At 71.6% G+C, this 10,964-nt stretch carries 12 protein-coding genes; 3 read left to right on the top strand and 9 right to left on the bottom strand.

Features of this window, described 5'->3' with window-relative positions; translation table 11 throughout:
• Positions 1 to 12: 12 nt before the first annotated feature.
• Positions 13 to 1,035 (top strand): AsnC family transcriptional regulator, encoded by a 1,023-nt coding sequence (locus XM48_RS11055; RefSeq protein ID WP_046455878.1) that lies wholly within the window; start codon positions 13 to 15, stop codon positions 1,033 to 1,035.
• Positions 1,036 to 1,059: 24 nt separating this feature from the next.
• On the opposite strand, the gene XM48_RS11050 is transcribed toward XM48_RS11055, so the two are convergent.
• The 3 genes from XM48_RS11050 to XM48_RS11045 form a co-directional block, all read right to left on the bottom strand.
• Positions 1,060 to 2,400 carry an MFS transporter gene (locus XM48_RS11050; RefSeq protein ID WP_046455877.1) on the bottom strand — a complete coding sequence of 447 codons (1,341 nt, stop codon included), beginning with the start codon at positions 2,398 to 2,400 and terminating at the stop codon, positions 1,060 to 1,062.
• Between the two features lie 165 nt (positions 2,401 to 2,565).
• Positions 2,566 to 2,715: a methionine/alanine import family NSS transporter small subunit gene (locus XM48_RS17970; protein ID WP_156175042.1), complete on the bottom strand. Its 150-nt coding sequence runs from the start codon at positions 2,713 to 2,715 to the stop codon at positions 2,566 to 2,568.
• The gene (locus XM48_RS11045; protein WP_084821129.1) at positions 2,712 to 4,343 is read right to left on the bottom strand and encodes a sodium-dependent transporter; all 1,632 of its coding nucleotides are present in this window, start codon (positions 4,341 to 4,343) and stop codon (positions 2,712 to 2,714) included. The genes XM48_RS17970 and XM48_RS11045 overlap by 4 nt, the downstream gene beginning before the upstream one ends.
• A gap of 132 nt (positions 4,344 to 4,475) precedes the next feature.
• Here XM48_RS11045 and XM48_RS11040 point away from each other — a divergent pair, with 132 nt between their 5' ends.
• Positions 4,476 to 5,330 (top strand): alpha/beta fold hydrolase, encoded by an 855-nt coding sequence (locus XM48_RS11040; RefSeq protein ID WP_046455876.1) that lies wholly within the window; start codon positions 4,476 to 4,478, stop codon positions 5,328 to 5,330.
• 27 nt (positions 5,331 to 5,357) lie between these two features.
• Here XM48_RS11040 and XM48_RS11035 read toward each other — a convergent pair whose 3' ends face one another.
• The 6 genes from XM48_RS11035 to XM48_RS11010 are packed head-to-tail and all read right to left on the bottom strand — an operon-like array spanning position 5,358 to position 9,953.
• Positions 5,358 to 6,260 (bottom strand): SseB family protein, encoded by a 903-nt coding sequence (locus XM48_RS11035; RefSeq protein ID WP_046455875.1) that lies wholly within the window; start codon positions 6,258 to 6,260, stop codon positions 5,358 to 5,360.
• An 11-nt stretch (positions 6,261 to 6,271) separates the two neighbouring features.
• Positions 6,272 to 7,024, bottom strand: a complete 753-nt coding sequence (gene priA / locus XM48_RS11030) for a bifunctional 1-(5-phosphoribosyl)-5-((5-phosphoribosylamino)methylideneamino)imidazole-4-carboxamide isomerase/phosphoribosylanthranilate isomerase PriA (protein WP_046455874.1) — start codon at positions 7,022 to 7,024, stop codon at positions 6,272 to 6,274.
• A gap of 26 nt (positions 7,025 to 7,050) precedes the next feature.
• Positions 7,051 to 7,683: an imidazole glycerol phosphate synthase subunit HisH gene (hisH, locus tag XM48_RS11025; RefSeq protein ID WP_046455873.1), complete on the bottom strand. Its 633-nt coding sequence runs from the start codon at positions 7,681 to 7,683 to the stop codon at positions 7,051 to 7,053.
• Complete coding sequence (gene hisB / locus XM48_RS11020) at positions 7,680 to 8,288, bottom strand: imidazoleglycerol-phosphate dehydratase HisB (RefSeq protein ID WP_046455872.1); 609 nt, start codon at positions 8,286 to 8,288, stop codon at positions 7,680 to 7,682. The genes hisH and hisB overlap by 4 nt, the downstream gene beginning before the upstream one ends.
• Before the next feature lie 10 nt (positions 8,289 to 8,298).
• Positions 8,299 to 9,450 (bottom strand): histidinol-phosphate transaminase, encoded by a 1,152-nt coding sequence (locus tag XM48_RS11015; RefSeq protein ID WP_231580870.1) that lies wholly within the window; start codon positions 9,448 to 9,450, stop codon positions 8,299 to 8,301.
• A 59-nt stretch (positions 9,451 to 9,509) separates the two neighbouring features.
• Positions 9,510 to 9,953, bottom strand: coding sequence for a LysM peptidoglycan-binding domain-containing protein (locus tag XM48_RS11010; RefSeq protein ID WP_052961458.1), 444 nt, complete (start codon positions 9,951 to 9,953; stop codon positions 9,510 to 9,512).
• Between the two features lie 266 nt (positions 9,954 to 10,219).
• Here XM48_RS11010 and lexA point away from each other — a divergent pair, with 266 nt between their 5' ends.
• Positions 10,220 to 10,885 carry a transcriptional repressor LexA gene (lexA, locus tag XM48_RS11005; RefSeq protein ID WP_046455871.1) on the top strand — a complete coding sequence of 222 codons (666 nt, stop codon included), beginning with the start codon at positions 10,220 to 10,222 and terminating at the stop codon, positions 10,883 to 10,885.
• The last annotated feature ends 79 nt before the right edge of the window (positions 10,886 to 10,964 follow it).

Genomic DNA, 10,964 nt, shown 5'->3' with positions numbered 1-10,964 from the left:
CGATTCCTGCAGATGAACGCGACCCTTTCCGCCCCCGCCGCAGCACCGCCGCGGCTGCTCGACGAGCTCGATCTCGCCATCGTGCACGCGCTGCAGATCGATGCGCGGGCTCCGTGGACCCGGGTCGCCGCCGCCGTCGGCGCGGACAGCGCGACGGTCTCGCGCCGGTGGGAGCAGATGCAGGAGGAATCGCTCGCCTGGCTGACCTGCTGGCCGCAGTCGGCGCAGTGGGAATCGAGCACCGACCTGGCGATGGTGCTGCTCGGCGCCGATTCCGACCTCGATGCGGTCTGCGCGCAGCCCTGGGCCTTCTCGGTCGACGAGACCTCCGCGGGCGTCGTCGCGCTCGTGGCCGCCCAGTCCGGTCTCCGCGGGCTCGGCGGACGGGTGCAGGAGCTCGCCGAGATCGCAGCCGGCCCGGGCGGCGCCCACGACGGGCGGGCCCCGCGCATGCACGTCGTGTCCGCCGTGCTCGCCGAGGACTCCTCCTGGCGCACGCGAGCGCTCGACGCGCGCGGGCAGCGGATCATGGCGGGCGAGCCGGGCGGCGCGGGCGGATCCGCCGCGCGCACGCCGAAGCCGGAGGTCGTCGCCGAGCTGCTAGAGGCGCTGAGCGAGGATCCGCGCATGAGCGCGGCGAAGCTCGCCGGGCACCTCGGCGTCTCGGAGGCGACGGCCCGACGCACGGTGGAGCGCTCCGCGGAACGCCTCGGGCTCGGCTGCGACCTCTCCTCGTGGGCGGCCGGCCTGCGGCGCGGCGCGATGCTCTGGGCCCGCTCCCCGCAGCTGCACGCCGCGGGCGCACAGGCGCGCTGGCTCCCCCAGTCATACCGGGCCCTGCAGGTCGTCGGCCCCGCGCCGCTCTGCATCAGCGTGCGGGCGACGACGCTGACGGCCCTGCCCGAGCTCGAGCACGCGCTCGGCGACGGGATCGAGATCGTCGACCGCTGGACCGTGCTGGGCGCGCGCAAGCGCAACGGCCGCCTGCTCGACGAGTGGGGCCGCGCGCTCGGCCGCGTCGACGTGCGCTGGTGACCGCGGGCCGGTGACCGCGTGCGCTCAGCCCGCGTGCTCGGCCGCGCCCCGGGCCGCGCGCTCCCGAAGTTCCGCGTCGAGCCGGTACCGCGACAACGGCACCAGGCTCAACGCGCACAGCACCGCGGGAACCGCGGACACCCCGATCACGATGGCCCAGCGCGCCGATTCGGACTGCACGACGGCGCTCCCCACGCCCTCCGCGTAACCGCCGATCCCGAGCAGCAGGCCGAGCAGCGCCGGGCCCAGCGCGAGCCCGAGCAGCTCGAAGCCGGACCACAGACCGGAGATCATGCCGATCCGGTTCACTCCCGAGCGGCGCGCGTCCTCGGCGGCCACGTCGGGCAGCATCGCCAGCGGGAAGATCTGCGCACCCGCGTACCCGATGCCCACGACCGCGGAGGCCGCGTAGAGCGCGACGAGCGAGCCCCCGCTCGTCCCGATGAGTCCCAGCAGGCCGACCGACATGATCACCGTGGCGACGGCGAAGCCGCGCTGCTTGCCGATCCGCACGCCGAGCCGCGACCAGAGCGGCGCGAAGAGCACCGCGGGTCCGACGAAGCAGACGAACGCGAAGGTCGCGGCGCCAGGGTCGCGCACCACGTGGCGTGCGACGTAGACGACCCCGCTGAGCACCATGCCGATCGCGACGGCCTGCAGCACGAACGCGGCCACCAGCCGCCGGGTGTCGCGGTCGCGGAGCACGACGCCGAGCTGCTCGACCAGGCGTCCGCCCGCCTGCTCCTCGCGGGTGAGCCGCACGCCGCGGGTGCCGAACCACAGCCCGAGCGCGCCGCAGAGGATCAGCACCGCCATCACGACCGCCATGATCCGGTAGCCCGTGACGCCCTCGCCGATGTCGACCAGCATGGGCGCCACCGCGCCCGAGACGAGGATCGCGAGACTGAACACCGCCACCCGCCAGGTCGTGAGCCGGGTCCGCTCGGCGTAGTCGTCGGTGATCTCGGCGGCCATCGACAGGAACGGCACCTGGAAGAACGCGTACACGGTCGCGCAGACGAGCGAGATCAGCAGCACCCAGAGGCCCGCCAGCAGCGGAGGAGCGACCGGCCCCACGAAGATCAGGACGAAGACGACGGCGAGCGCCGCCCCGGCCCGGATCACGAACGGCCGTCGGCGGTCGGTCGGGTGCGTCGAGCGGTCGCTCACCCGACCCGCGATGGGGTTCAGGAGGAAGTCCCAGGCCTTGGGGGCGAACACGATGAGTCCGGCGAGCGACGCCGCGACGCCGAGGTGGTCGGTGAGGAACGGCATCAGGATCAGTCCGGGCACGGTGCCGTAGGTGCCCGAGGTGATCCCGCCGAGCGCGTAGCCGACGCGAACGCGAGGAGACAGCTGTGTCATGCCCCGATGCTAGGGGGCCGCTCAGATCGCGGGCGAAGCCTGGTGGGATCGAGCATTCGGCCGCTCCTCATGCGCGGAATCCTTCAGGTCGCACGGACCGGGTGGTCGATGCGCTTGCGCCCGAGCGAGGCCGAGCGGACCGGCCGGGCCCGCCGGGTCGGCGTCCTACTCGAGGCGCTCGCCCGCCCGGTCCTCGCCGCCGGCGGGGTACGCATCGACCTCGCTCTTGCGCGACAGCGCGATGGTGCTGCCGACGAGGCCGCCCCAGATGATCACGGTCGCGAGGACCAGGAACACGATCGCGATGGGGGTCATCGCGCACCTCCCTCGTTCGTGGCGGCCACGGCGGGCTCCGCCTCGACCCCGGTCAGACGAAGCGTCGACCGCTGCCCCGGCACCTCGGGCCACGGAGTGAAGCGGTCGGGGTCGTAGCGCCAGCGGCTCGACGTGAGCAGCACCGATCCCAGGATCATGGCCGCGACGACGCCCCAGCCGAAGATCGCGACGTACTCCGGCGCATAGTTGCCGTAGGGCTTGGCGATGAGTCCGTCGGGGCCGAACACGGTGACGAGCAGCATGTAGCCGAGCACGATGGGCCCGAGGAGCGAGACGAAGAACCGCCAGGTGCGGCCGACCCTGAAGGTCGAGAGCGCGCTCAGGTGCCCGGAGAGCTCGCGGCCGGAGCGACGGATCCAGAGCACCGTGATGGTCATGGCGACCGCCGAGCCGACGATACCGATGTTGTTGGCGAAGTTGTCGATCGTGTCGAGCGCGATGAGGCCGGTGCTCGTGCCGAAGAGCACGACGGAGACGACCGCGAGCACGCCGCCGATGCCGTACACCGCCTTCTTGCGGCTCAGGCCGAACTTGTCCATGATCCCCGCGAGGATCACCTCCATGATCGAGATCAGCGAGGTGAGGCCCGCGAGCGTCAGCGCACCGAAGAAGAGGGCTCCGAAGAGCTGACCGCCCGGCATCTCGGCGGCGATCGCCGGGAAGGTGACGAACGCCAGCATGGGGCCCGAGAGGTTCTGCAGCTCTCCGACCGCGACGCCCTGCTGGTGCGCGAAGAACCCGAGGGTGGCGAACACGCCGACGCCCGCGAGGATCTCGAACGACGAGTTGCCGAAGGCGACCACGAGGCCGGGCGTCGTGAGGTTCGACTTGCGCCTGCGGTACGACGAGTAGGTGAGCATGATGCCGAAGGCGACCGAGAGCGAGAAGAAGATCTGACTGTAGGCCGCGACCCAGACGCTCGGGTTCGCGAGCGCCGCGAAGTCGGGCGTGAAGAGCGCGTTGAGGCCCTCGGCGGCTCCCGGCAGGAACAGCGCCCGCACCACGAGGATCAGGAAGCCGACGACGAGCAGCGGGATCGCGATCACGTTGAGGCGCTGCACGCCCTTGACCACGCCCGCACCGAGCACGACGAGGGTGACGATCCACATGAGCACGAGCGGGATCAGCACCGAGGGCACGAAGGCGAGACTGAACAGCGAACCGTCGGTGGGCATCTGCAGGTAGTCGCCGGTGAAGAACCCTGCCGCGTCCTTGCCCCACTTGAGGTCGAACGAGAACACGAAGTAGCTGCCGGCCCAGGCCAGCACCGCCGTGTAGTAGATCGCGATGAACACGCAGATCATCACCTGGAACCAGCCGATGCCCTCGCCGAACTTGCCGGCGATGCGACGCAGCGCGAGCGGGGCGGACCCGCGGAAGCGGTGTCCGATGGCGTAGTCGAGGAACAGGATCGGGATGCCAGCGGTCAGCAGCGCGACGAGGTACGGGATGAGGAACGCGCCCCCGCCGTTCTCGTAGGCGACACCGGGGAACCGCCAGATATTGCCGAGGCCCACGGCGGAGCCGATCGCCGAGAGGATGAAACCGATCTGGCCCGTCCACTCGGCCCGGGCCGGGGCGGCCTGGTTCGTGGTCGTCTGCGTCACGTTCGCTGGCTCCTGAGCTGTTCGGGCCTCGGACGGCCGCTCCTCGCCCGAGGGCTCCCGGGCATGCGGAGAGCGTAGCAGGACCGCGGGCCCGTTTCGGTCTCGGGTGACGCGGTTCCCTAGGCTGGTGGGATGACTGTCCCGACACTCCTTTCCGTTCGCACTCCCGATGGCCGCGTGCTCGCCGGGGCGAGCTTCGGCCCCGCCGATGGCGAACCCGTCCTCTTCATCGCGGGCGCCGCGACCGGCAGGAGCATGGCGTTCGGCGAGGATCTGCTCGAGGCGCTCGGGGTGCGGCTGCTCACCATGGATCGTCCCGGCATGGGCGCCTCGGACGCGGACACCGGCCGCACGCTCGCCTCGACCGTCGACGACTACCGGGAGTTCGTCTCGGCAGCGCTCGGGAACGCGGATGCGCGAGTGCCCGTGGTCGCGAACTCCCAGGGCGGAGTGTTCGGGCTGGGTGCGGCGGCGGCCGGCTGGGCCACGAGACTCGTGCTCGTCTCCCCCGCCGATGAGCTCGCGCACCCCGCGATCCGCGCGATACTGCCAGCGGAGGCGACCGGGCTCGCCGATCTCGCCCAGCAGGATCCGGCTGCCGCGGCCGAGGTGCTCGCCGGGTTCGATGCGGAGGCGATGGAGCAGATGGTGCTGAGCGGCTCGGGTCCCGAGGACCGCGCGTTCTATGCCGCCCCTGCGTTCCTCGAGCGGTATCGCTCCGCGCTGGCCGAGGGCTTCGCGAACGAGGGCGCCGGCTACATCCGCGACACGCTCATCGCGATGCGCGCCTGGAACCTGCCGTTCGATCGGATCGGGGTGCCCGTGTCCGTGCTGTTCGGTGCGAAGGATCTCACGCACTCGCCCGATCACGGCGAGGTGCTCGCGTCGCGCATCCCCGGAGCCCGGCGCATCGTCTTCGCGGACGCGGGCGGCGCGCTCCTGTGGACTCACGCACGGGCGGCGCTCGAGGCCGTGCTCGACCGCTGAGCAGCAGAGCTCAGCGGTCGGCGGCGATCAGCCGCTGATCGGGCGGACGCGCAGCGAGTCGACCCGCTCGGCGATGATGGCGGACGCCGTCCATCGCTGCTGCAGACGCTGCAGCAGCTCGGCGAGCGCGGCGCGGTCGACGCCGTCCTCGGCGTGCGCGAGCCGGATCCGCACGTCGACCTCGGCCTCCAACAGGCGCCCCTCGAGGTCGCCCGGCGCGAGCCAGATCGCCTCGACCATCGGTTCGCCCGCGGCCGACTCGGCGAACGCCCGTGCGACGTCGGGATCCGCCCAGGCGGGCAGCACGCGCTCACGCAGCGCGAACGCCTCGAGCGCCGTGCGGCGCACGCCGAACTCGCGCTCGGGGGTTCCCGGGTCGATCATGAGCAGGTCGGTGCCCTCCTGGGCCGCCGCGACCGCCGCCTGCACTCCCGGGACCGGGATCGGGCGGGCCTGCGGGTTCCAGGCCGAGAGCGTCTCGGTGGAGCTGAAGATCGGCAGCACGGTGCGCCCGTCGGGGGCCGCGACCGTGACGATCGAGAGTTCCTGGGTCTTCTCGACGGTGCGCCCCTCGGGGGTCACGCCGAGGTCGCCGGCCTCGGCCAGCATCGGCACGAGGAAGCGCTGGCCGCCGAGGGCGGCGATCGCGTCGGCGTGGGCGTCGGCCAGCACGGCGAGCGCGTCCCAGTAGTCCCCCGCGGTCGCGACGCCGTTCGTGCGGCGCGCGGCCTCGCGGACCGCGTCGATCGCGGCAGCGGTCTCGGCGGGCGTCGTGCCGTCGTCGTCGGCGAACGCGGTCTCGTGGTGGTCGAAGGTGCGTCCGGCCCACGGGAAGCCCGCGGAATCGCCCGCACCTCCGGGCACCAGGCTCTCGGGGACGCCGGTGGATCTCGGGGCGTCGCCCGTCGAGGGGAGCTTCTTGATCGCCATGCCCGCGCCGCTCAGGCCGAGCGGCCGGCCACGTCGAGCGCCGCGCCGAGCGTGAACGCTCCGTCGTAGAGCGCCTTGCCGATGATCGCGCCCTCGATGCCGCTCGGCACCAGCTCGCGCAGCGCCGAGAGGTCGTCGAGGTTCGAGATGCCGCCCGAGGCGACGACGGGGCGGTCGGTCCGTTCGCAGACCTGACGCAGCAGGTCGACGTTGGGGCCGCGCATGGTGCCGTCCTTGGTCACGTCGGTCACGACGTAGCGCGGGCAGCCGGCGTCCTCGAGGCGCTCGAGCACCTCCCAGAGGTTGCCGCCCTCCTCGGTCCAGCCTCGTGCAGCGAGGGTCTCGCCGCGCACGTCGAGCCCGACGGCGATGCGGTCGCCGTGGCGGGCGATCGCGTTGCGCGTCCACTCGGGGTTCTCGAGCGCCGCGGTGCCGAGGTTCACGCGGCGCGCGCCCATCTCGAGCGCGGCCTCCAGGCTCGCGTCGTCGCGGATGCCGCCCGAGAACTCGATGTTGACCGTGCCCGCGCGCTTCATGATCTTGCGCGCGACCGCGACGTTGCTACCGCGTCCGAAGGCCGCGTCGAGGTCGACCAGGTGGATCCACTCGGCGCCCTGCTCGATCCAGTCGAGCGCGGCGTCGACCGGGCTGCCGTAGTTGGTCTCGGTGCCGGCCTCGCCCTGGGTGAGGCGCACGGCCTTGCCGTCGACCATGTCGATGGCGGGAAGCAGCTGCAGCTGGGGGCCCTCGGCGAGCTCCGTCATGTGGGGGTTCCTCTTCTCGGGAGTGGTCAAAGCGTTTCGAGCCAGTTGCGCAGCAGCCGGATCCCGGCCTCGCCCGACTTCTCGGGGTGGAACTGCGTGGCGCTCAGCGGACCGTTCTCGACGGCGGCGACGAAGCGCTCGCCGTGCTCGGCCCAGGTCACCTTCGGCGCGGTCGCGGGGCCGCGACCCTCGAGCGTCCACTCGGTCGCCGCGTAGCTGTGCACGAAGTAGAACCGCTCGCCCTCGAGGCCGCGGAACAGCACTGAGTCGGCGGGCGCTTCGACCGTGTTCCAACCCATGTGCGGCAGGCGCGGTGCGTCGAGCTCGCGCACGGTGCCGGGCCACTGGCCGAGCCCCTCGGTCTCGATGCCGCGCTCGACGCCGCGATCGAACATGATCTGCTGTCCGACGCAGATGCCGAGCACCGGTCGGCCGCCCGCCAGGCGGCGGTCGATCAGCTCGTCCCCGCGCACCTCGCGCAGCTGCTGCATCACCGCGTCGAACGCGCCGACACCGGGCACGAGCAGCCCGTCGGCCGCCGCGACGCGCGCCGCGTCCCGGGTCAGCTCGACCTCGGCCCCGGCGTGCTCGAGCGCCTTGACGGCCGAGTGCACGTTGCCCGAGCCGTAGTCGAGCACCGCGACGGTCGGACGGCTCACAGCGCGCCCTTGGTCGACGGGATGCCCGCGACGAACGGGTCGATGGTCTTGGCCTGGCGGAAGGCGCGCGCGAAGGCCTTGAACTCGGCCTCGGCGATGTGGTGCGGGTCGCGCCCCTCGATCAGCTTGAGGTGCACGGTGAGGCGCGCGTTCAGCGTCAGCGCCTCGAAGAAGTGGCGCACCATGCTGCCGGTGAAGTGCCCGCCGATGAGGTGGAACTCGAACCCGGCCGGCTCGCCGGAGTGCACGAGGTACGGCCGACCCGAGATGTCGACGACGGCCTGCGCGAGCGACTCGTCGAGCGGCACGAGCGCGTCGCCGTAGCGCGAGATGCCGCGCTTGTCGCCGAGCGCCTCGAGGATCGCCTGTCCGAGCAGGATCCCCGTGTCCTCGACGGTGTGGTGCACGTCGATGTGGGTGTCGCCCGTGGCGCGCACCGTGAGATCGGTGAGCGAGTGGCGCGCGAACGCGGTCAGCATGTGGTCGAAGAACGGCACGCCGGTCGACACGTCGGCGTCGCCTGAACCGTCGAGGTTGACGTTCAGGGCGATCTGGGACTCACTCGTGGCGCGCTCGAACTGCGCGGTACGCGGGGCTGCGGTCATGATCTCGATCCTACTTGGCGGGGTCCGCGCCGGCGCCGCCCGGGCCGAGCGCGGCGATGGCCTCGATGACGGCCGTGGTCTCGGCGTGCGTGCCGGCGGTGATGCGCAGGTGCCCCTCGATGCCGAGGTTGCGGATCAGGATCCCGTCGGCGCGGAGCGCTTCGAAGGTCGCCGCGGGATCGGTGAACCCGCCGACGAGGAGGAAGTTCGCCCCGGAGGGGTGCACGGTGTAGCCGAGCTCGACGAGCGCGGCCTCCAGGCGATCCCGCTCTGCACGGATGTCGGCGACGGTGGCGAGCATCTCGTCGGCGTGCCAGACCGCAGCGGTCGCGGCCGCCTGGGTCAGGGCGGACAGGTGGTAGGGCAGCCGGACGAGTCGCAGCGCGTCGACCACCGCGGCATCGGCGGCGAGGTAGCCGAGCCGCACGCCCGCGAAGGCGAAGGCCTTGCTCATGGTGCGGGAGACCACGAGCAGGGGGCGGCCGGGCAGCAGGGCGACGGCGGTCTCGTGCTCGGCGTCGAACTCCTGGTACGCCTCGTCGACCACGAGGATCCCGCCGTACTCGGCGATCGCGTCGTACGCGGCGACGATCACCTCGCGTTCGAGCGGGGTGCCCGTCGGGTTGTTGGGGCCGCACAGGATCGTGACGGTGGGCCGGTGCTCGCGGATCGCCGCGACGACGAGGTCCGGGGTCAGCGCGTAGTCAGCGGGGCGCTGGACCGGGATCCAGCGGGTGTCGGTGCCGTCCGCCAGCAGCGGGTACATGGAGTAGGTCGGAGTGAAGCTCAGCAGGCTGCGCCCCGGACCGCCGAAGGCCTGGAGCAGCTGCTGCAGCACCTCGTTGGAGCCGTTCGCCGCCCACACCTGCTCGGCGCGAAGGCCGTGCCCCAGGTAGCCGGCGAGCGCGGTGCGCAGGCTCATGAACTCGCGATCGGGATAGCGGTTGACGCCGCGAACCGCCCGCTCCAATTCGGTGATGATGTCGGCGATGACGGCCTCGGGCAGCGGGTGCGTGTTCTCGTTGACGTTGAGGCTGACCGGCACGGGGTCCTGCGGAGCACCGTACGGATGCTTGCCGACCAGGTTGTCGCGGAGCGGCAGATCGCCGAGCTCGATTGCGGACGGCGAGGTCGTGGGCACGGTTGCGGGCTCAGAAGTCACTGATCCAGTCTACGGGGAGGCCCTGCACTCGCGCCCCTGAGTTACGCCGCACTCGCGGGCTATGCCCCGGCGGCGAGCTCGGCGTTGGTGCCGATGCCGACCTCGGAGGCGGGCACGACGCCGGTGGCGTGCGAGTAGCGCAGCGGAACCGCGACCGGCTGCCCGGCCTGCACGCCCGACCCGTCGAGCTGGTTGAGCTGCACGATCTCCGCGATCAGGTCGCGGGGATCCGCTTTGGCGTCGAGACGGGTGGCCACGGCCCAGAGGGATTCGCCGGGCTGCACCACGACGTAGCCGAAGTCGGCGGGACGCCCGTCGACGTTCGCCTGCGCCTGCGCGGAACCGAACACGGCAACACCGGCGAGGAGCGCCGACACCGCCAGCGTCGCGAGAGCGCCGAACACGCGGCGGCCGCGGCGCGTCAGACGCAGGCGGCTCTTCGCGGCAGGGACCTGCGCGTCGGTGTGGTGATCGATCGTTGCACCCAGTTCTCGTGCGCCCATGATCGGCTCCTCTCGTACTTCGACGCCGACCCGCGGTCGAACATCTGTATCGAATATACGTTCGATACTCGAAACCCGCAACCCTCGATTCGAATCTGTGACCGATATTTTTCGGCGACACTCGAACGTATGTTTGCCGCGGAACCGGACCGCGAACTAGGGTTTCGAACACCGGTAGTCACTGAACCACCGACTACCGACATTCATGATCGGCACCGGGGCGCACCGCCCCGATCACCCGAGCACCACCCGGAGAGAAGGCCCAGATGAGCGAGACGACCCCGAGCCGCCCTCCGAAGCCGCTCACCGAGAAGCAGCAGGCGATCCTCGAGTGCATCGCCCGCTCCGTCGAGTCCCGCGGGTACCCGCCGAGCATGCGCGAGATCGGCGACGCCGTCGGACTCTCCTCACTGTCGAGCGTCACCCACCAGCTCACCCGGCTCGAACTCGGCGGCTACATCCGCCGCGACCCGAACCGCCCCCGGGCCCTCGAGATCCTGGTCGAACTCGCGCAGACCTCGCAGTCCCTCGGCGACGCACCGCAGCAGCAGGTCGAGGAGGCCGCGTACGTGCCCCTCGTCGGGCGCATCGCGGCGGGTGTTCCGATCACCGCCGACCAGCAGGTCGACGAGATCGTCCCGCTCCCCCGGCAGCTCGTCGGCGACGGGCAGCTCTTCATGCTCAAGGTCGTGGGCGATTCGATGATCGACGCGGCCATCTGCGATGGCGACTTCGTCGTGATCCGCCAGCAGCGCGACGCCGAGAACGGCGATATCGTCGCCGCCATGCTCGACGGCGAGGCCACGGTCAAGGTGTTCCGCCGCCGCGACGGTCACACCTGGCTGCTCCCGCGCAACAGCGCGTTCGAACCGATCCTCGGCGACCATGCCGAGGTGCTCGGCAAGGTCGTGGCGGTCTTCCGCTCGGTCTGACGACGGAGCGGCACCGCCGAAGGACGCGTCGGGGCGATGGGCTCCGGCGCTTCTTTCGTCGATTTTGATTATTTACACT

This window comes from Leucobacter sp. Ag1 (assembly GCF_000980875.1).
GTDB classification, from domain to species: Bacteria; Actinomycetota; Actinomycetes; order Actinomycetales; family Microbacteriaceae; genus Leucobacter; species Leucobacter iarius.
Note: the sequence above shows the minus strand (reverse complement) of the source record. Positions and strands in the feature narration are given on the sequence as shown.

Coding starts and splice junctions, on each gene's coding strand:
- priA (WP_046455874.1), bottom strand. CDS start 7,024: ATGACGGAGCTCGCCGAGGGCCCCCAGCTGCAGCTGCTTCCCGCCATC.
- XM48_RS11010 (WP_052961458.1), bottom strand. CDS start 9,953: ATGGGCGCACGAGAACTGGGTGCAACGATCGATCACCACACCGACGCG.
- XM48_RS11050 (WP_046455877.1), bottom strand. CDS start 2,400: ATGACACAGCTGTCTCCTCGCGTTCGCGTCGGCTACGCGCTCGGCGGG.
- XM48_RS11035 (WP_046455875.1), bottom strand. CDS start 6,260: ATGGCGATCAAGAAGCTCCCCTCGACGGGCGACGCCCCGAGATCCACC.
- lexA (WP_046455871.1), top strand. CDS start 10,220: ATGAGCGAGACGACCCCGAGCCGCCCTCCGAAGCCGCTCACCGAGAAG.
- XM48_RS11055 (WP_046455878.1), top strand. CDS start 13: ATGAACGCGACCCTTTCCGCCCCCGCCGCAGCACCGCCGCGGCTGCTC.
- hisB (WP_046455872.1), bottom strand. CDS start 8,288: ATGACCGCAGCCCCGCGTACCGCGCAGTTCGAGCGCGCCACGAGTGAG.
- XM48_RS17970 (WP_156175042.1), bottom strand. CDS start 2,715: ATGACCCCCATCGCGATCGTGTTCCTGGTCCTCGCGACCGTGATCATC.
- XM48_RS11040 (WP_046455876.1), top strand. CDS start 4,476: ATGACTGTCCCGACACTCCTTTCCGTTCGCACTCCCGATGGCCGCGTG.